This window comes from Blastococcus deserti (genome assembly GCF_042682525.1).
Classification (GTDB): domain Bacteria; phylum Actinomycetota; class Actinomycetes; order Mycobacteriales; family Geodermatophilaceae; genus Blastococcus_B; species Blastococcus_B deserti.
Genome location: NZ_JBHUHP010000001.1, coordinates 421,232 through 440,903 on the forward strand (window position 1 = coordinate 421,232; position 19,672 = coordinate 440,903).

General features: G+C 71.4%; 12 protein-coding genes. 5 read left to right on the forward strand and 7 right to left on the reverse strand.

The genetic code is table 11. From position 1 onward, the window contains the following. The first annotated feature begins 57 nt into the window (after positions 1-57). Together ACFSHS_RS02075 and ACFSHS_RS02080 are read left to right on the forward strand one after the other, a co-directional pair. Positions 58-2,640 (forward strand): N-acetylmuramoyl-L-alanine amidase, encoded by a 2,583-nt coding sequence (locus ACFSHS_RS02075; RefSeq protein ID WP_376871126.1) that lies wholly within the window; start codon positions 58-60, stop codon positions 2,638-2,640. A gap of 1 nt (position 2,641) precedes the next feature. Next, complete coding sequence (locus ACFSHS_RS02080; protein ID WP_376871129.1) at positions 2,642-5,407, forward strand: SpoIID/LytB domain-containing protein; 2,766 nt, start codon at positions 2,642-2,644, stop codon at positions 5,405-5,407. Here ACFSHS_RS02080 and ACFSHS_RS02085 read toward each other — a convergent pair. Continuing rightward, positions 5,394-6,497, reverse strand: a complete 1,104-nt coding sequence (locus ACFSHS_RS02085; protein WP_376871132.1) for a glycosyltransferase family 4 protein — start codon at positions 6,495-6,497, stop codon at positions 5,394-5,396. The genes ACFSHS_RS02080 and ACFSHS_RS02085 overlap by 14 nt on opposite strands. Positions 6,498-6,704: 207 nt before the next feature. On the opposite strand from ACFSHS_RS02085, the gene ACFSHS_RS02090 reads away from it, so the two are divergent. Next, the gene (locus ACFSHS_RS02090; RefSeq protein WP_376871134.1) at positions 6,705-9,728 is read left to right on the forward strand and encodes a rhamnosyltransferase WsaF family glycosyltransferase; all 3,024 of its coding nucleotides are present in this window, start codon (positions 6,705-6,707) and stop codon (positions 9,726-9,728) included. Beyond that, a complete protein-coding gene (locus tag ACFSHS_RS02095) occupies positions 9,725-11,098 on the forward strand; it encodes a glycosyltransferase (protein ID WP_376871136.1) in 1,374 nt (457 codons plus the stop codon). Before ACFSHS_RS02090 ends, ACFSHS_RS02095 begins: the two co-directional genes overlap by 4 nt. 37 nt (positions 11,099-11,135) lie before the next feature. Here the strand turns inward: ACFSHS_RS02095 and ACFSHS_RS02100 are convergent, their stop codons facing one another. Then, entirely contained in the window at positions 11,136-12,050 is a 915-nt protein-coding gene (locus tag ACFSHS_RS02100) for a class I SAM-dependent methyltransferase (RefSeq protein ID WP_376871138.1), read from the reverse strand. Positions 12,051-12,274: 224 nt separating this feature from the next. On the opposite strand from ACFSHS_RS02100, the gene ACFSHS_RS02105 reads away from it, so the two are divergent. Beyond that, positions 12,275-13,282, forward strand: a complete 1,008-nt coding sequence (locus tag ACFSHS_RS02105) for a class I SAM-dependent methyltransferase (protein ID WP_376871140.1) — start codon at positions 12,275-12,277, stop codon at positions 13,280-13,282. Here the strand turns inward: ACFSHS_RS02105 and ACFSHS_RS02110 are convergent. From ACFSHS_RS02110 to ACFSHS_RS02130, 5 genes are read right to left on the reverse strand one after another with little or no spacing between them, the layout of a single operon-like run. Continuing rightward, positions 13,273-15,372 (reverse strand): glycoside hydrolase family 99-like domain-containing protein, encoded by a 2,100-nt coding sequence (locus tag ACFSHS_RS02110; RefSeq protein ID WP_376871143.1) that lies wholly within the window; start codon positions 15,370-15,372, stop codon positions 13,273-13,275. The two genes, ACFSHS_RS02105 and ACFSHS_RS02110, sit on opposite strands and share 10 nt — an antisense overlap. A gap of 54 nt (positions 15,373-15,426) precedes the next feature. Beyond that, positions 15,427-16,257 (reverse strand): rhamnan synthesis F family protein, encoded by an 831-nt coding sequence (locus ACFSHS_RS02115; protein WP_376871146.1) that lies wholly within the window; start codon positions 16,255-16,257, stop codon positions 15,427-15,429. Further along, the gene (locus ACFSHS_RS02120) at positions 16,258-17,469 is read right to left on the reverse strand and encodes a class I SAM-dependent methyltransferase (protein WP_376871149.1); all 1,212 of its coding nucleotides are present in this window, start codon (positions 17,467-17,469) and stop codon (positions 16,258-16,260) included. A 35-nt stretch (positions 17,470-17,504) separates the two neighbouring features. Continuing rightward, on the reverse strand, positions 17,505-18,806 hold the full coding sequence (locus ACFSHS_RS02125; RefSeq protein WP_376871152.1) for an ABC transporter ATP-binding protein: 1,302 nt from the start codon (positions 18,804-18,806) through the stop codon (positions 17,505-17,507). Then, a complete protein-coding gene (locus ACFSHS_RS02130) occupies positions 18,803-19,615 on the reverse strand; it encodes an ABC transporter permease (RefSeq protein ID WP_376871154.1) in 813 nt (270 codons plus the stop codon). The genes ACFSHS_RS02125 and ACFSHS_RS02130 overlap by 4 nt, the downstream gene beginning before the upstream one ends. Between the last annotated feature and the right edge of the window lie 57 nt (positions 19,616-19,672).

The following is a 19,672-nucleotide window of genomic DNA, read 5'->3' on the forward strand; positions in this document are numbered from 1 at the left end:
GTTGTACCCGGAGGACCAGTGCGCCGCCTCATCGCAGCACCCATCGCCTTCTTCGCGATGACCAGCACGATTCTCGTGTTGCCCGTGTACGCCGCCCCCGTGCCGGAGGCTCGCCCGGTCGAGGTGGCGATCGACGAGGTGGCGCTGGGCTCGGTCACCGAGCCCGCCGGGGAAGCCGTGGTCGCCACCGACGGCCAGTCGGTCGAGGGCGGGGTCGACGAGGCGGAGGCCACCGCCCCGCCGGTCGAGCCGCCCGTGGGGAAGCCGTCCGCCGAGCAGGTCGCGGCCGACGACGTGCCCGGGGACGAGCAGGTCGTCTCGGGGGAGGAGCTGCCCGGTGTCCCGGCCCTCACCTACGCGCAGCCGGACGCGGAGAAGTTCTCCACGGTGGGCATCACCTGGCGCCAGGGCGGCGTCACCGACGTGGTGGTCCAGCTCCGGGTGAAGGACGCCGACGGCGCGTGGGGCGAGTGGACCACTCTCGAGGCCGACGACATCGAGCAGACGCCATCGGAGAAGACGCCGGCCGAGGAGGCGAGGGGCGGCACGGCGCCGTACTGGACCGGCGAGTCCTACGGCGTCGAGGTGATCGTGCAGGGCGCCGGCGGCGTGGTGCCCGACGACGTCAAGGTCGCGCTGATCGACCCCGGCGAGAGCGCGGCCGACGCCGTGCCGGCCGAGTCCGGTGCCGTGGACCAGGCAGGCGCCGCCTCCGGAGCCACGATGCCGAGCATCATCTCGCGGGCCGCATGGGGCGCGGACGAGTCGATCCGCACGTGGGGGCCCGAGTACGCCCCGACTCTGAAGGCGGCGACCCTGCACCACACGGCCGACCGCAACACCTACAGCGCCACCGACGTCTACGGGATGATGCGGTCGATCTACGCGTACCACACGCGGACCCGCGGCTGGGGCGACATCGGCTACAACTTCATCGTCGACAAGTTCGGCCGGATCTTCGAGGGCCGCTACGGCGGGATGACCTCGACGGTGATCGGCGCACACGCCGGTGGCTTCAACACCGGGACCTTCGGTGTCTCGATGCTCGGCAACTACGCCGAGGTCGACACTCCGCAGGCGCTGCTTGACTCGGTGGCCTCGGTGATGGCCTGGAAGCTCCGGCTCTACGCGATCACGCCCTTCGGGTCGACCCAGCTGACCTCGGGCGGAGGGGGGACCGCGAAGTACGCGGCCGGCACGACAGTCACCGTGCCGACCGTCTTCGGCCACCGGGACGTCGGCAACACCACGTGCCCGGGCCAGTACGCGTACAACCGCATGGCGCAGCTACGCGACATGATCGGGGCGCGGCTCAACGCCGTGCCGGGCAGCCCCGAGGGCAACGCAGAGGCGATCGCGGTCACGGGCACCCGACTGGACATCGTCGGATGGGCGTACGACCCCGACGTCCCGACGTCGCCTGTAGATGTCGGATTCTCCGTGGACGGTCAGTGGGCGCTGACCATGCGCGCCGACGGTCACCGGCCCGACGTGGCGGCGGCGTTCCCCTTCGCGGGGCCCGCGCACGGCTTCCGCGGGCAGTGGGGCCTCTCACCGGGCCGGCACACCATCTGCGTCGTCTTCGGCAACGCCGGGGGCCCGGGACAGACGACGTGGCACAGCTGCAAGGTCGTCACGGCGACGAACGACGACGCGGCCCACAACCCGGTGGGTCAGGCCGAGGTGTTCACCCCCGACGGCCGGTACATGACCGTGACCGGCTGGTCGGTGGACCCGGACGCGCCGACCAGCGCGCTCGAGATGCACGTGCACATCGACGGCCAGTACGCCGGGTCCTTCCCGTCCGGTGCTCCGCGCGACGACATCGCGGCCCAGTACCCGGGGGCCGGCCGCTACCACGGCTGGTACTGGCGGGGCGCGGTCGCCCAGCCCGGTAACCACCAGATCTGCATCTACGCGATCAACCGCAACCGCGGCACCCGGGACCCGCTGATGGGCTGCAGTCCGTTCAACGTGCCGAACTCGCTGTTCGTCCCGACCGGCAACTACGAGGCGGCCACCCTCCAGGGCCGGTCCGTCGCCGTCTCCGGGTGGGCGTACGACCTGGACGTCCCCACCACGCCCACCGACGTGCACGTCCACGTCGACGGGCAGGTGGCTCGCATCCTGCGCGCCGGGGACGCCCGGCCCGACGTCGGCGCGGCGTACCCCGCCGCCGGCCCGAGCCACGGCTTCAGCGGCTCCGTCAACCTCGCGCCGGGCACCCACAGCGTGTGCGTGTACGCCATCAACCTCGGTGGCGGGTACGGGGACCCCGGGCTCGGCTGCCGGACGGTGACCGTCGACGCACGGGCGTGGAACCCGGTGGGCGGTCTGGAGATGGCCATCTCCCACTCGGACGGCCGCGTCGACCTCAAGGGCTGGACGTGGGATCCCGACGCCGGTCCCTACTCCACCCCGGTCCACTTCCACGTCGACGGCCGGTGGTTCGGCTACATGACATCGGCCGAACCGCGGCCCGACATCGCCGCGACCCTGCCCCCGGAGGCCGGCCCCGGCCACGGCTTCAGCAAGACGATCAAGATCACCAGCGGCTGGCACACCATCTGCGCGTACGGGATCAACGTCGGCACCGGCACGGAGGACCCCCTCCTCGGCTGTCGGGTGGTGTACGTCTGACATGGGCAAGCGCACACGACTGCTCGTCCTGGCCCTCGTCGGGCTCCTGCTTGGCGGCACCGTCGGCCTCGTGGCCAGCGAACCCGCGCAGGCGGCCGAATGGTTCCCCGTCCCGCCGGGCCGGGTGTACACGGTCGACGGGCACGGCTACGGGCACGGCCACGGCATGTCCCAGCGGGGGGCGCAGGGAGCGGCCACCCAGGGGCTCACCGCCAACCAGATCCTCGACTTCTACTACCCGGGCACCACGCGGACCAACATCGGGACCCCCGGCGTCCGGGTGCTTCTCACCGCCACCGCGTCGGCGGACCTGCGGATCGACAGCACGGCGGGGACGCCGTACATGTACATCCAGGACGCTGCCACCGGCATCCTCGCCCAGGCGACGTCGGGTCCCTTCCGGGTGCTGACGTCCGGGACGAGCCAGCGCATCATCCGGTGGGACGGCGCGCGGTGGGTGAACTTCTCTATCGGGGGCAGTGGCACCTACGCGGGGCCGCTCGCCTTCTGGACGGCCGATGGCGCAACCGTGTTCGCCGCGGACGGCAGCTCGCGCAACTACCGCGGGTCGATCAACGTCGTCCGCACCGCGAGTGGGGTCAGCACGGCCGTCAGCCACGTCAACATGCAGGAGTACCTGTCGGGCGTCGTGCCCGCCGAGTCACCGCCGTCCTGGCGACCGGCCGCCCTCGAAGCGCAGGCGGTGGCCGCCCGTAGCTACGCCTGGTGGGACATCCAGACCCCGTCCGCGTCCTATTACGACATCTGCGACACGACCGCCTGCCAGGTCTACAAGGGGCGGTCCATCGAGGATCCGCGGACGAACACCGCGGTGCACGTCACCGGGGGCACCGCGCTCTACTACCGGGGCGCTCCAGCGTTCACGCAGTTCAGCGCGTCCAACGGCGGCGCGATGCTGGCGGGCAGCCAGCCGTACCTGGTCTCGAAGGCCGATCCCTACGACGGGCTCGCAGGCAACCCGGACCACAGCTGGACGACGACGCTGAACGCCTCGTACCTGGAGTCTGCCTATCCTCAGATCGGCACGCTGCAAGGACTGCGGGTGCTCAACCGGGCCGGCCTGGGGCAGTGGGGCGGCTACATCACCTCGCTGCAGGTCGTCGGCTCGAAGACGACCGTGTCGGTCAGCAACCCCCGCTTCGGCCTGAAGTCCACCTTCTGGAGACCGCGGGCGGAGGGCAACCCGTTCGGCTCGTTCGACACGCTGGAGCCCGTGACGGGCAACAAGGTCCGCGCGACGGGCTGGACGATCGACCCCGACAGCCCGATGTCGTCCCTCGCGGTGCACGTCTACATCGACGGCGTGGGCTCGGGCTCGTTCCCCGCGGACATCCCCCGGTGGGACGTGAACGCTCACTACGGCGCCGGGGAGAAGCACGGGTTCGACCTGCTGCTGCCGGTCACCCAAGGCAGGCACGAGATCTGCGTCTACGCGATCAACGTGGTGCTGGGCAACACGGACACGCAGCTGGGGTGCCGCACGGTCGACACCAGCGGTCTGCCCGTCGGCGAATTCGAGTCGGTGAGGATCGACCAGGGCCAGGCGCTGGTGACCGGGTGGTCGATCGACCCGGACGACCGGGCGGCGCCGGTCGAGGTGCACGCGCACGTGAACGGGGCGGTGACGGGCATCTTCCCCGCGAACGGCGCCCATGCGAGCGCGGGAGCGCACGGCATCATGGCGCGCCTGCCGGTCCGGCCCGGCTGGAACGAGATCTGCCTGTACGCGATCGATCTGGGATCGTCGAAGTTCTCGGCCCTGGGGTGCCGCCGGGTCGAGCTCAAGATCGATCCGACGGGCTGGATGGAGACCGCCACCGGCGGGGCGAAGGACATCACCGTCACGGGGTGGGCGCTCGACCCCGAGACGACCGACCCCGTCGACGTGCACGTCTACGTGGACGGCGTGCACACGGGGTCGGTTACGGCGAACAGGTCCCGGCCGGACATCGCTGCCGCGTACCCGGGCTCAGGGGACCTGCACGGCTTCGCCGCGACCCTGCCCGCCGTGCCCGGGCAGCACGCGGTCTGCGCGTATGCCATCAACGTCCTGCAGGGATCGACGAACCAGACGCTCGGGTGCAAGACCGTCGACGTAGGGGCCGCGCCGGTCGGGGCCGTCGACGAGGTATCGGTCAACGGCTTCGACCTGCGCGTCCGCGGGTGGGCCCTGGACGGCGACACCAGCGACCCGATCGATGTCCATGTCCACATCGACGGGCAGGTCGCGGCGATCGTCACCGCCTCCGGCGACCGGCCCGACGTCGCGGCCGCGCACCCCGGCATGGGTGCGGCCCACGGCTTCGACCGGCGGCTGAGCATCCCGTCGGGCAAGCACACGGTGTGCGTCTACGCGATCAACGTGCTGGGGACGAAGGGGGATCCGAAGATCTCCTGCTCCGACGTGGTCGTGAACGGTGGTTCGATGCCCATCGGCAAGCACGAGTACGCGAACACGGTGGACGGCATCACCGAGATCAGCGGATGGGCCATCGAGCCCGACCTGCCGACGTCGGCGGTGGAGGTGCACTTCCACCTCGACGGCCAGGTGCTGGGCATCACGAAGGCCACGGAGCCGCGCGCCGAGCTCGCCGAGGCCTATCCCGGGGCGGGCCCGGATCACGGGTACACCGGCCGCTTCGCGATTCCGAAGGGTTGGCACACGGTGTGCGAGTACGCCATCAACGCCGGCGCCGGATCGGGGGGCTACACCGCGCTCGGATGCCAGGTCATCAACGTGCGGTGACCACGCGGCGATAGGCCTCGCGGGTCCGGTCGGCGGTGGCCGCCCACGTGAAGCCCGCGGCCCGGCGGCGACGCCGGGCCGCGACGTCGGGGGCCTCCGTGCCGGTCACCTGCTGCTCGAGCGCGTCCACGAGGGCGTCCACGTCGCCCAGGGGCACCAGCCGGGACAGCTCCGGGTCGTCGCCGACGACCTCCCGGGTCACCGGGAGGTCGGAGGCCACGACGGGAACGCCACAGGCGAACGCCTCCAGCGGCGGCAGCCCGAACCCCTCGTAGAGGGACGGGTAGACCAGTGCCGCGGCGCCGGCGACGACGCTGCGCAGGTCCTCGTCGGCCAGGTAGCCGGTCAGACGCACCGCCCCGTCCGGCAGGCCGCCGAGGTCGAGCGACGGCCCCCACCCGGGCGGCCCCATCAGCACGAGCGGGGGCCAATCGCGGTGCCGCGCGGTCAGCCGCCGCTGGGCGTCCAGCAGCAGCGGCAGGTTCTTGCGCGGTTCGAGCGAGCCGCTGAAGACGAGGTAGTCCGCCGGCAGACCGAGCCGGCGCCGCCGGTCGTCGTCGGGCGGTTCCGCCCGCGCCCAGAGCGGATCCACCCCGAGCGGCGTCACGACCAGCCGGTCCTCCGGTACCCGGTAGGCCTCGGCCACCTCGTCGGCGACCGCGGCACTGGGGACGCACACGGCGCCGGCCCGGCCGATGCTGCGCGGCACCAGGGTCCGGTAGGCCAGCGAGGCGGCGGTCACCGTCTGCGGCGTGCGGAGGAACGACAGGTCGTGCACCGTCACGACCCCGGCGGCGCGGCCGGGCGGCGGGAGCACGAAGTTCGTGCCGTGGAAGACGTCCAGACGGCCGCCGAGCGCGGTGACCGGCGGGAGCTCCAGTCGGGACCAGACCGCCTGCAGGGCACGCGCCGGGACCGGAGGGCCGACGACCCGGACATCCGCGGGCAGCTGGGGGGCGAGCCCCCCGCGCCGGCGCAGCGTGAAGGCGACGCCCCGCACCTCGTCGGGCCCACCGCGGCTGGCGAGCTCGGCGAGCAGCGACCGGACGTAGCGGCCGATCCCGGTGGGCGTGCCCAGCAGCGGGGTCACGTCCAGGCCGATGCGCAGCCGGTCCTCCCGAGGTCTCGAGCGGGTGGCCGCCCGGCGTCGCCGGACGGGTCGCGGAGCGGCCGGAAGGTAGGTTGAACCCCTCTGTTCCCCTGGACGTCCGACTCATCCGAGGGACGTCGGTACCGGCCGGGCCGACGAGGAACGACCGTACCGGCTCACCCGCCCCGACCGCCGAGGAGCCGCCACGTGACCAGTCCATCCGAGTTCAACTCGGCGGAGCCGGCTCCGGCTCAGGGCTGGCGTGAGCGCGTCCAGGCGTCCCTGGTGGCGCGGATGCCGCCGGGAAGCCGGCGGCGGGCCGTGGCGACGGCCGCCCGGGAGACCGCGCGCGACCTCCGGGCCACCGCCGAGTCCCTCCGACGCCACTGGACTGCGCCCGCCGTCGCGGAGATCCCGGCCCCGCCCTACCCCCTGTGGCTGCTCGGGCACCGGGCCTCACGGACGGAGCTCGCCGCGCAGCGGGCTCGGGCCGACGAGGTCGCCGGTGGGCTGCAGGTACTGGTGGTCGTATTGCCTGGCGAGGGTGACCTCGGGGCCACCCTGGAGAGCCTGGCCGCCCAGTCATCGCCGTGGTGGAGCGCGCTGGTCTGCGGCCGCGTCCCCAGCGGTGGAAGCGACGAGCGGGTCACGGCCGTCTCCGACGCGGATCCGGGGGCGGCCGTGGCCGGCCGGCTGGCCGACGCCGGCCGCGCCATGACGCTGCTGCTGCGTCCCGGCGACCGGCTGGCGCCCGACTGCGTCTTCGAGGTTGCGCTCGCGGTGCACCGGGCGCCCGCCGCGGACCTCGTGACGTGGGACGACGACGTCGCGGTCGGCCGGGCGCACGGCGATCCGCGCTTCCGGCCCGCGTGGTCGCCCGAGCTGCTCCTTGGGGACGACTACGTGGGACGTGCCTTCGCCCTGCGCGCATCGACGATCCTGGCGGCCGGCGGACTCGGGCCGCTGGCGGACCCCGCGGCGCACTGGGACCTCCTGCTCCGGGCCGGGCTGCCGGCCGAGCGCGTCCGCCGGATCACGCGAGTGCTCAGCAGCATCCCCGCGCGCACGACCGTCCCCGACGACGCGGCGGTGTCGACGGTGCAGGCCCACCTCGACCGCTCGGCGCTGCACGGTCGGGCGGTGGCGGGCCGGCACGGGGGAGTGCGGATTCTGTGGGAGCTGCCCCAGTGGCCGAAGGTCACCGTGGTCGTGCCGACCCGGCACAACCGCGACGTGCTCCGGTCGAGCCTCCCGTCGGTGGCGGCCAGCGACTACCCGGCGTTCGACGTCGTCGTCGTGGACAACGGGGACCGGACGCCGGAGAACGAGCAGTGGTACGCCGGCCTCGACCTGGGGATCGACCTCGGCGTCCTGTGGTGGGACCGGCCGTTCAACTACTCCGCGGTGAACAACGCCGCGGCCACCCGCAGCGACGCCGAGGTGTTGGTCTTCCTCAACGACGACACCGAGATCCTCGACCCGTCCTGGCTGCGGGAGCTGGTCGGCTGGGCCGTGCAGCCGGCGGTCGGCGTCGTGGGTCTCCAGCTCCTCGACCCGACCGGGCTGATCCAGCACACCGGGGTCGTGATCGGCATGTCCGGCTTCGCCGACCACGTCTTCGCGGGCATGGAGCGGGGCAGCACCGGCATGTACGGCCCGAGCGACCGGATCCGCAACGTGCTGGCCGTGACAGGCGCCTGCTGCGCCGTCCGGCGTGAGGTCTTCGATGCCGTCGGAGGGTTCGACGAGCGGTTCCGGCTCACCGGGTCCGACGTCGCCCTCGGCCTGGCCGCGGTCCTGGCGGGCCGGCGCAACGTCTGCTCGCCACATGCACCGGTTCGCCACCTCGAATCGGCCACCCGCGGCACGACGGTGCCGGCCGAGGACTACTTCGCCAGCTACTGGCGGTACAACCCGTGGCTCTTCGGCGGGGACCCCTACTGGAACCCGAACATGTCGTTGCGCAGCCGCCGGCCGCGGCTGCGCGCACGCACCGAGCCGCCGCCGGCGGAGTGGGTGGGCCGCGTCATCGGGCGCGACCTCACCGCCTACCGGCAGCGCAGCGATGCCGACGAGTCCCGGCGCCTGGCCGCCATGTGCCAGGTCCGGGACGCCGACGTGGCGGCGATCCGCGATACGCACGCGGAGAACCGCGACCGGTTCCCCGTGCGCACCGTGAACTGGTTCGTGCCCGACATCGACAGCCCCTTCTACGGCGGCATCAACACGGCGCTGCGCACGGCCGACCTGCTGGCCCGGGAGCACGGGGTCGAGAACCGCTTCGTCGTCTGGGGACAGCCCCCGGACCACTTCGTCCGGTCGGCTCTCGCCGCGGCGTTCCCGCGGCTGGCCGACTCGCCGATCGCCTTCTACGACGAGTCGATGGACCTCGGTCGGGTTCCGGCCGCCGACGCCGGCATCGCCACGCTCTGGACGACCGCCTACGCGCTCGCGCACGCTCCTGGCATCCGGCGCAAGTTCTACCTCGTCCAGGACTACGAGCCGATGTTCTACCCGGCGGGCACGCAGTACGCCCTGGCGGAGGAGAGCTACCGCCTGGGCCTGTACGGCATCTGCAACACGGCCAACCTCCGGCGGGTGTACGAGGAGGAGTACGGCGGGCGGGCGATGTCGTTCACGCCCGCGGTCGACCCAGCGGTGTTCTCGGCCGACGGACGCCCGGCTCGACGGGACGGCGACCCCGTCACGGTCTTCGTCTACGCGCGGCCGGGGCACTGGCGCAACTGCTGGGAGCTGGCGTCGGCGGCGCTCACAGAGCTGAAGCGGCGGCTCGGTGACCGGGTCCACATCGTCACGGCCGGCGCTCGCGCGGTCGGTGGGGACGACGGCGGCGCCATGGAGCACCTGGGCCTGCTCGACTACCGGGCCACCGGGGACCTGTACCGCCGCAGCGACGTCGGGCTGGCGCTCACCGTCTCCCGCCATCCCTCGTACCTGCCGCTCGAGTTGATGGCCAGCGGCGTTCCCGTCGTCGCGTTCGACAACCCGTGGGGGCACTGGCTCCTGCGGGACGGCGAGAACAGCTTGCTGGCCCGTCGCACCGTCGACAGCCTCGCCGACCAGCTGGAGCGGCTGTGCACCGACGCCGAGCTGCGGGAGCGGCTGGGGGTGCAGGGCCTGGCCGATGTCATGGCCGGACACGCCGACTGGGATCGCGCGCTCGGTGGGGTCTACGACTGGCTCTGCGACCCCGAGGGCGACCGCCCGTGACCGAGGGCGACCGGGCCGGCGTCCTGCTGATCACCCCGGAGCCGGTCGGGCAGCGCATGGCCGGACCGGCCATCCGCACCCTCGAGCTGGGCCGCGCCCTCGCCCGTGACGGGCGGTCCGGGCCGGTGACGGTCGTGTCGCTCGCCGGCGTGGACCGGTCCGACCCGTCGGTGAGCCTCACCGCCGCGACCGACGCGGCCGGCCTGCGGCAGCGGGTGCGGACCGCCGCGGTCGTGGTGATCCAGGGGGATGTCCTGGGTCTGCACCCGTGGCTGGCCGACGAGCCGCTGCCGATCGTCGTCGACGCCTACGACCCCTTCCACCTCGAACAGCTCGAGCAGGCCCGGCCACTGGGGGAGACCGGGCGGCGGGCCGTCGTCCGGGACTGCGTCCGGTCCCTGAACGCCCAGCTCTCGCGCGCCGACCTGGTGCTCTGCGCCTCCGGCCGGCAGCGGTCCCTCTGGCTCGGGCACCTCGCCGCCCTGGGCCGGGTCAACCCGCTGACCTACGACCTCGCGCCGGACCTGTCGCGGCTCGTCGCCGTGGTTCCCTTCGGGATCCCGGAGGTGCCGGCGCCGCCACGCGACCGCGGCGTCCTGCGCCGGACCTTCCCCGCGATCTCCGACGAGGATGTCGTCCTGATCTGGGGCGGCGGCGTCTACGAGTGGTTCGACCCGGTGGTGCTGGTCCGTGCGGTTGCCCGTGTGCTGCCCGATCAGCCGGACGTGCGGCTGGTCTTCCTCGGCACCCGGCATCCCGTGGCGGGTGTCCGGACGGCGACCGACGCGGCGCGGGACGCCGCGCGCGAGACCGGCACGCTGGACCGCGCGGTGTTCTTCCACGACGGCTGGGTGCCCTACGACGAGCGCGGCCACTGGCTCGCGGCCGCCGACGTGGGGGTCAGCACGCACAAGGACCACGTCGAGACGGAGTTCTCCTTCCGCACCAGGCTGCTGGACTACCTGTGGTGCGGACTGCCGGTCATCAGCACCGGCGGCGACGACCTGGCCGAGCACATCGCCGGCCACGGCGCCGGGACGACGGTTGCGGCGGACGACCAGGAGGGGCTCGCCGACGCCCTGCTCCGGGCGGTCGGCGACCAGGCCTGGCGCGCCCGTGCCGGTGACGCGGCCGCGACCCTGGGCCACTCGTACGCCTGGGACCGCGTCGCCGTCCCGCTGGCCGACTTCTGCGCGGACCCCGCCCGCTCGCCGGACCTGCTCCTGGACCCGGTGGACCGGCTGCAGCTCGGGCTCGACCGCCCGGCCGGCAGCTTCTCTGTGCTGAGCCGGCTGCGGGCCGGCTGGCGTGAGGGGGGCGCGGAACTGATCGCCCGCCGCCTGCGGGCCCGGGTGCGCAGGCCCCGCTGACCCCGGGCTCATCGGTGGCCGGTGCGCTGCCGAACGCTCAGCCGGCCGCGCGGCGGACCCCGGCCGCGCCGAGAACCCCGCGCTTGACCCGGCCGACAACGGGCCGGACCCGGCGTGCGGCGACCCGAGCCAAGTCCACCGCGGCCCGGCTGCCGTGACTCAGTGCCTGACCCAGTGCCGATCCGGCGGTCCCCGCACCGGCGACCGGCTTGCGGATCACGAAGACCTCGTTGAACTCCGCGTCGATGCCGAGGGACCGGTCCCGCCGACGGTGGGTCTGGACGCCGGCGCCCACCCACTCGCTGAGGAGCAGTTCGAAGTCGTCACCGTAGTCCCAGGTGACCAGCGCCTTGTTGTCGCCGATCGGATTCCCGTGGTACTCCTCGGGGAAGAGGTGCTCGACGACCCCGTGGGCGCTGACCCGCGCGCGCGCCCGGCTCTCGGACAGCCACGGGTACTTGGGTGTGGTGAAGACGTGCGCGCCCCCGGGCCGCAGGACGCGGTGGATCTCCCGGACCGCACGGTCGGGGTGGAAAACGTGTTCGAGGACGTCCTGGGTGATGAAGACGTCGATCGACTCGTCGGGAAAGGTGAGCGCCTCCACGTCCTCGCTGCGGACGCCGTCGCGGTACTCGCCCCGCGGCACGTCGGGGTAGTAGTGCGAGGAGCTGTAGTTGGTGCAGACCCGGGACAACAGGCCGTTGGACGGCGACGACTCGTGCACCACCAGGTCCTTCCAGCCGGGGATCGTCTCCTCCAGCACCGTCTGCAGGTGGCGCTGGCGGGGGATCGATCCACAGTTCCGGCAGATGTAGAAGTCACGCAGCCACTCGTCGTGGGCGACGAAGACCGTCTGGCTCTGGCAGCAGGCGCAGTAGCCGGGGTTCTCGAAGACCGGCCGGGCCGGCTGGGCGGCTGTCTCCTGTGGTTCGGGGCTGGAGGTCTCTGGCATGGACCCATCCTTCGTGGCCTCGGGTCCCGGGTGGGACGGCCTTCGGTGCCTGAGGAAGTGCTCAGCCTCCGCGCCGAGGATCGTCCTCGTCACGCGGGTGGCGCGTCGGGCTCGTCCTCGCAGACTATCGGCGGGGGGCGTTGCTCAGCGAGACCATGGGGTCGCAGAACTCATCCTGACGCGATCAGTTGGTCGCGCGGGCGCGCGTCGGCGAGAGTGGCGGCATGACGTCCTCACTCGTGCAGCGGCTCGCCTCCGGCGCACCCCTCGGCGATCCCCCCGCTGTGGTGGACGTGCACGGATCTGCCCCGCCGAACCCTCCCGAGCAGTTGCAGGTGCAGTTCGTCGGCTTGTCGTTCGAGGAGGCGTACGCCGAGGCCGAGGCTTTCGTGACGGCCGTGGCGGAGGAACTGCGCGCCTGCGGGCACCCGGGGCTCCGGGGCAGCAGGGTCCTGGACTTCGGGTGCGGCTGGGGCCGGATCAGCCGGCTGCTCCTGTCCGAGGTGCCGCCGCAGCAGCTGTTCGCCGTGGACGTCGACGGGGAGATGACCGCCCTGGTCAACGTGTCGCTGCCCGGCATCAACGCCATGACCGTGCCCGTGACGCCGCCGACCGTTCTCCGTGACGCGTCCATGGACGTCGTCGTGGCTTTCAGCGTCTTCTCCCACCTCTCCCGTGCTGCCCACGAGGCCTGGGCGAGAGAGCTCGCGCGCGTGGTGCGTCCCGGCGGCATCGTCGCGATCACCGTGCTCGGCGAGGAGTTCATCGACCTGGTGGAAGGTGCTCAGCAGCTCGTGAGGCGTGGCGCTGCCGACGACTTCGCGGCGTCCATGGCCACGGTCTTCGCCGACGTCCCGGCGGCCCGCGCCGGGTTCAGGGCCGACCGCCTGCAGTTCGGCGCCACGGGGGGCGGAGGGGTGCGAACCGAGGACTACTACGGGTGGGCGGCGGTGCCACGTCGCTTCGTGGAACGCGTCTGGGGTGACAACGGCATGGAGGTCGTCCGCTGGCGGCCCAGCGGCGAGCTGTTCTCCCAGGGCCTCGTGGTCCTCGTCCGGTCCGGCGACGATGCGGCAGCCAGGGCAGTCCGCCGCGCCCGCCGCGCGGTCAGGCACCGCGCGGAGGTGGCGGTGGAGCGCCTCCGGCGGAGGGCTCCCGCACCGCTGGTCGCGGTCGCCCGGCGGTTCCGCGGCGCGCCGGGGACGGGGACGGGGACGGCGGATCAGCTGTAGGCGACGTCCCGGAGCGCCAGCAGGAAGCTCCTCCCGTGTCGATCGGTCGGCTCCAGGACGGCCGCCTCGGCCCACTCGTTCCAGGCGTTCACGAAGATCAGCCGGCGGTCCGGGTCCCGGTCGGTCACCGCGCGGGCCAGCGCCTGCAGCCACCGGTGGAAGACGTAGGGATTGGCCCCGAACCAGAAGTCGCTGCTCAGCTGCCGTCGGGCAGTGTTGTCGAAGGTGACCATCGCCCCCGGGAAGTGGTTCGGGTTGTCGTCCCGGGCGGCCCGGGCTGCAGCGTCGTCCGCCAGCGCGGGATAGCTCATGGCGTTGCCGTGGAAGTCGTGCCGCATGTGCAGGTCCATCCGGTCGATGCCCTTCCACAGCATGTTGTGCGGCGGGAACTCCATGGAACCGTCCAAGCCGTGCGACGCGGCGTCGTCGAGGCCCTGCATGCTGTGCCCCACGTCCACGTGCAGGAGGAACAGCTCGCCGATACCCTTCTGCCGGGCGATCTCCCGCCAGCGCCGCGCGACCCGGGCGAAGTCAGGCATCTGGGCGGGCCGGTAGACCGCCAGGATCTTCTTGCCCTCGACGGTCATGTACCGCGGGTCGGCGAGGAAGTCCGCCACGTCCTCGATGAACTGCTCAGCGGGCACGCGGTCATAGTCCTGCGCCAGCAGGATGTCCTGCGAGTTCCCGTCCCAGCGTCGGGTCCAGTTCTCGTTGGCCCACATCAAGCAGAACGGGAACTCGAGGTCGCTGGCCAGGAGCGCCTCGATCGGGCGGTGGAGCAGCCGCTTGCCCGCGAACCAGTAGTAGTAGTACATGAAGCCCTCGATCCCGGCGAAGGACGCGAGCTGGGCCTGTGCGCGGCGGACCTCGTCCGAGCGCAGGTCGTAGAAGCCCAGGTCGGTGGGCAGCCGCGGCTGGTAGTGGCCGTGGAAGACCGGCCGGGTCGTCGTGACGTTCGTCCACTCCGTGAACCCCGTTCCCCACCACTCGTCGTTCTCCGGGGTGGGATGGAACTGCGGGAGGTAGAAGGGGACGAACCGCGCGCGGGCTCGCAGCGGCCGGCCGTCGAAGTCCTGGTGGCTTCCCGGCACCGCCGGCCGGGGGAGCAGGCTGCGCTCGACGGTGGACAGACCGGCCTCCGTGGTGAGTACCCCGATCAGACGCTCGACCGCGTGCGCCGTCGTGCCGTTGACCTGTCCGCGTTCCTCCTCGAAGTCCGCTTCCGTCATCAGCAGCGCGCGCAGGCCCTGGAGCACGATGCCCCGGCACCAGTACATCGAGCCGGCCGGGAAGGTCAGCGAGTCGTCGTCGAGCCAGAACTCGAGTCGCCGCGCCAGCTCCCGTGCGTTGCGCTGGTTGTCACCCCAGAACTCGGGGCCGAGCACGCTGCCGTCGGCGGTGACGACCCCCAGGCCGGGATCGCTGCGGAAGGCGTCGAGAATGACCTCGACGTTCGTGCGGTTGCCGAGCAGCTGCTCCAGGAAGCCCGCCCGCCAGGTGGAGCCGTCGCCGGCCAGCTCGTGCTCCTCCCGCCAGGCGCTCTTCTTCGTGTGGACCTTGAGCACGAGCAGGTAGGGGTCGAGCACGCCGGAATTCACGGCCGCCACCGTGGGCCAGATGTCGCGGCCGTGGTTGTCCACCGGCAGGACCCGGCAGTTGCGCATGGCTCCGACCGGGCGGATGTCCACGTCCTCACCGGAGCTGTTGGTGACGATCAGATCGAACGGGACCGGGATGTGGGCGAGCTGGTCGACCAGCTCATCGACCAGCTCGGGGAAGTGGACGTGCATGAGCACGGCGATGCGTGACGGCTGCTCCACGACGAGACGGCCGTACGTACGCCAGGCCGGCGGGTAGAGGACCGGTCGGCCCTCACCGGTACGGGCGACCCACGCGTCGAAGGAAGCCGGCGGGAAGAAGGGACGCCCGTAGTCCTGCGGCAGGTCGCGGCCAAGCGCGCGGTAGACCCGACCCCGCAGCTGCAGTCGTTGCCGGACCTGTCCCAGCTCCTGTCTGCCGGAGGACAGGTGGTGGACTGCCCCACGCTTGAGTCGCCCGGCGGCTCGGCGTACGAGAGTTCCTTCGAGCATGTGTGTCCATTCTGTTGCGAGGGACGCCGAAGCGTCCGGGCCGGGCTGCAACCCTTACAGCCAGTCGGCGACGTCTGTCCCGTAGCGCTCGGCGATCACCGCTGGGATGCGCCTCCCGTCACGTGCGAGGTCCGGATACCGGACGAGCTCCCGCTTCACGAAGGGCACGCCGGCGTCGAACAGATTCCGCCATCCGTGAATGGTCGGATTCAGTCCTTCGCCGACCACTGCGCTGTGATGCACGAACGGCGTGCTCGAGAAGCAGTTCCTCGCGAGAAAGGCGGTGAAACCGAACTCGTAGTGCTGGATGAGCGCGTTCTTGTCCTCGATCACGCGGAGATCGGCCCAGAAGCGGCGCATCACGGGCTCGGCCAGAACGCCGTAGCGGAAGCCGCGGAAGAACGACTGCAGGTGGCTGGCGAACTGGTTGCTCTCCACCATGCCCCAGACGTCGGCGGTGGTCTCCTCGAAGTGCGCGACGACGTCGTCCAAGGGGGCGAAGGGGCCGACGAGGCTGTCATTGAGCACCAGCACGTAGGGGCGGTCCAGCACGTGCTCGTGGGCCGACATCGCCACTGCCCACGAGCCGAAGTCGTAACCGATGTTCGGCCGACGCAGCACGACCAGCTCGTCGAGCCGCACGTCGTCGGCAGCGAAATCGAGGTGCCCCGGGGCGGGACTCGTGGATGACACCACGACCCGGTACCCCAGGCGCTGGAGCTCGGCGACCAACCGGAGGGTGGACCGTGACTGCCCCTCGGCCTCCGACCAGTGGGCGAGAAAGGCGATCCGCGCGGCGTCCGCCGGGATGACGGCGTCCCGCTCGGCGACGGTCACTCCGGCAACGTCGACGACCCGCGGCAGGTGACGCAGGGACGGCTCCATTCAGAGGTCACCAGAACGCCGGAGCCACCGGCCCGTGGCCTGGTTCCGGCGGACCCGACGCAGCGAGATCCGTGCGTTGTCCAGCTCGTCCTTCAGCTGGGTCAGTCGGCTGTCCAGCTGCGCGTTCTTCGGTCGGAGGCTGGCCAGCTCGGCACGCAACAGCCGCAGCTCCTCGTCCCGCGCGCCCTCTTTCTCCTCCAGCGTCCGGCGGAGCCGGTCGCGCTCGGCGCGGGCAGCATCGCGGGTGGCCAGCAGCTCCGAGAACATGCCAGCGGCCGCCCGCGGGTACGTCAGGAACTCCGCGTGGCCCACCTGCTCGGCGAACGGGGCGAACCGGGTCTTCTTGTCCAGCACGACCACCGAGTCGTAGCAGTGCAGGCCGTCGAGCTGGCCGGTCCACACCGGGTCGACGGGGCCAGGCTGGTGGAAGCCGTTGACGTCGTCGAGACGCTGCTTGGCCCATTCCATGAAGGTCCCCGGCCGGTTCCGCCCGCCCTCGTAGGAGTCCCAGTAGGAGGTGTGGCAGTCCTCGACGAGGAAGACACCCCCGTCGGCGAGCAAGGGGAACAGCGTCTCCGCCGTCACGATCTGCTGCTGCATCCCGTGACCGCCGTCGTCGATGATGACGTCGAACGGCCCGTGTTCCTCAGCCACCCGGCGGAGGAAGTCGGCGTCGGTCTGGTCACCGATCTCGACCACGTGGCGCGGGTCCGCCGCAGCCTTGGCGTCCTCGTCGATGTCGATGCCGACCAGGGTGACCTGCGGCCCGAAGTACCACCGCCACATGTCCAGGGAGCCGCCGCGGTAGGTGCCGATCTCCAGGACGCGGATCGGGCGACCGCGGTAGGGCGCGAGGTGGCGGGAATAGATCGGGAAGTAGTGCACCCACTTGTCCAGCACGCGGCCGGCGCGGTGAGAGCTGAAGTACCCGAAGAGCGGGTCGTCGCGCAGCTCGTCGACGCCGTGCCCCAGGTAGAACGCGGCGCGGTAGCACTCGTTGGCCGAGAAGTCGTTCGTGCCGCCCTTGCGGATCGCGTCGCCGAGGCCACGGGCCTGCTTCGCGGGATCGTCCGTGCACGCCAGCGGTGCCCAGAGCAGCCCGCGTTCCTCCTCGGTCAGCTCGTCGCTGGTCTGCACCATGTTCTTGGCGCGGTCGGGGAAGCCCGTGGCCAGAGCGAGCAGGAGGCTGCCGAGCGATTCGGCGCTGAACATGGTTGTGCTCCTTCTGTGGCCGTCGAAACGGAAGGTCAGGGGACGGACGGTCCGAGCGACCAGTTGCCGGTCAACTTGACCAGCCCCGGCTCGGTGACGTCGTCGGCGCGCACTTTGAGGACGAACGCCCGGTCGAGGAAGTCGTACGGGTGCCCCTTGTCGACCGCTGCGGTGGTCACCAGGAACTCGCCTGGCTGCAGCGGGAGTGAGTCGAGGGTGAAGTCCACGTGGCCCTCACCGGGCTGCACCGCGAAGGCGGCCTCGCCGTACCCGGAGTTCGGGCCGGCCACCTGCACCCCGCTCTCGGTGGTGAAGCCCAGCCCGAAGGTCACCGAGGGGACCGCCTCGACGGCCTGATAGCTGATCCGGATGGTGCAGGGCTGACCGGTGGTGAGGAAGGGGCGGGCCTGACTGTCCCCGTCGAGATAGTCGACCCTCGTGACCCTGACCTCGCCCGATCCGCGCCGGGGGGTCCTGCCCTCGGTCTCGTCGGCTGGGACCCCGGCGTCGTTGTTCTCGGGCTGCGGCTGCGGCTGCGCCTCCGCCTCCCGCCGGTTGACGGCGGACAGGTACTGGTCGACGACCTCCCGGGAAGGGCCCACGGCCTTGAGCTTGCCGCCGTCCAGCCAGGCCGCCTCGTCGCAGAGGTCGGCGACCAGCCCGAGCGAATGGGTGACCAGCACGATGGTCACGCCTCGGCGTCGGAGTTCGTAGAGGTGGTCGAAGCACCGGCGCTGGAACTCTTCATCGCCGACGGCGATGACCTCGTCGACGATGAGGATCTCCGGCTCGAGATTGACCGCGATGGCGAAGCCGAGCCGGACGTACATGCCGGAGGAGTAGACCTTGACGGGGGTGTCGATGAACTCCTCGAGCCCGCTGAATGCGATGATGTCGTCCATCGCGGCGTCGATCTGCTTGCGGGTCATCCCCAGGATGGAGCCGTTGAGGTAGACGTTGTCGCGGCCGGACATCTCGGGGTGGAAGCCGGCTCCGAGCTCGAGCATCGCCGAGATCCGGCCGTGCGCGACGATCGTGCCCTCCGTGGGGCGGTGGATGCCGGCGACGAGCTTGAGCAGGGTCGACTTCCCTGATCCGTTGTGGCCGATCAGCCCGAAGGTCTTGCCCCGCGGGATGTCCAGGTCGATGCCCTTGAGCGCCCAGAAGTCGTCGTGCCGCTTGACGCGGGCACGGCGGGGGCTGAACAGCTCCTTGACGTTGGTCCTGCGGTCGTGGTAGCGGCGGAAGCGCTTCGTGACCCCACGGACCTCGATCGCGACGTCGACAGGCTTCGCCGGGGCCTCGATCTCCTCCTCGACCGGGTGGAAGACCGTCACAGCTCCTCGCTCACGTCGGCCGACTTGCGCTGGAAGAACACCCATCCGCCGACCAGCACGGCCAGGCTCACGACGGTGAGGTAGGCCAGTCGACCCCAGCCGGGGAACTCCAGGTGCCACAGGGCCGATCGGAAGGCCTCGATGAACGCCGTGACGGGGTTGTACTCGTAGAGCCGCAACCAGCCATGCTGGTCGTACAGATCGGTCACCAGGGAGATCGGATAGATGATCGGGGACATGTAGAACAGCAGGCTCAGCAGCACGCTCACGATGTAGCTGACGTCCCGGAACCGAGCGTTCGCCACTGCCAGGACCAGCCCGATGCCCAGCGCGAACGCGCCCAGCAGGACGAGCAGGACCGGAGCCAGCAGGAACGACCAGCCGACGTTGCCCACCACCAGGTAGACGACGAACAGTAGACCGAACTCGATCGCCGTCTGGTTGAGCACGGCCGCCGCAGATCCGATCACCGGCGCGAACGGGGGGAAGTAGATCTTGCGGAGCAACGGGCCGGCCGTGACCAGCGCGCCCATGCCGCTCGTGCTCACCGACTGGAAGAAGTTCCACACGACGAGCGCGGTGAACAGATAGACGGTGAAGCTGGTCAGCTCACCGTTGCCTGCGACCGGCGTGGGGAACTTGATGATGAAACCGAAGACGAGGCTGTAGATCGCCAGGGTGGCCAGTGGGTTGATCAGCGACCAGGCGGAGCCCAGGATGCTGCCCTTGTATTTGCCCTTGATTTCGCGATTGGCAAAATTGCCGATCAGTCCGCGGTATTGCCATACCGCCCGAACGGACTGGGTCATGCGAGGGGGTCACCTGTCCTGTCGTCCACCACCGGTCCGCTGGGGACATGGCCAGAG

Excerpts from the sequence above, each read along its gene's own strand:
- ACFSHS_RS02075 (WP_376871126.1), top strand. The coding sequence starts at position 58 with ATGACCAGCACGATTCTCGTGTTGCCCGTGTACGCCGCCCCCGTGCCG.
- ACFSHS_RS02080 (WP_376871129.1), top strand. The coding sequence starts at position 2,642 with ATGGGCAAGCGCACACGACTGCTCGTCCTGGCCCTCGTCGGGCTCCTG.
- ACFSHS_RS02100 (WP_376871138.1), bottom strand. The coding sequence starts at position 12,050 with ATGCCAGAGACCTCCAGCCCCGAACCACAGGAGACAGCCGCCCAGCCG.
- ACFSHS_RS02105 (WP_376871140.1), top strand. The coding sequence starts at position 12,275 with ATGACGTCCTCACTCGTGCAGCGGCTCGCCTCCGGCGCACCCCTCGGC.
- ACFSHS_RS02110 (WP_376871143.1), bottom strand. The coding sequence starts at position 15,372 with ATGCTCGAAGGAACTCTCGTACGCCGAGCCGCCGGGCGACTCAAGCGT.
- ACFSHS_RS02115 (WP_376871146.1), bottom strand. The coding sequence starts at position 16,257 with ATGGAGCCGTCCCTGCGTCACCTGCCGCGGGTCGTCGACGTTGCCGGA.
- ACFSHS_RS02120 (WP_376871149.1), bottom strand. The coding sequence starts at position 17,469 with ATGTTCAGCGCCGAATCGCTCGGCAGCCTCCTGCTCGCTCTGGCCACG.
- ACFSHS_RS02130 (WP_376871154.1), bottom strand. The coding sequence starts at position 19,615 with ATGACCCAGTCCGTTCGGGCGGTATGGCAATACCGCGGACTGATCGGC.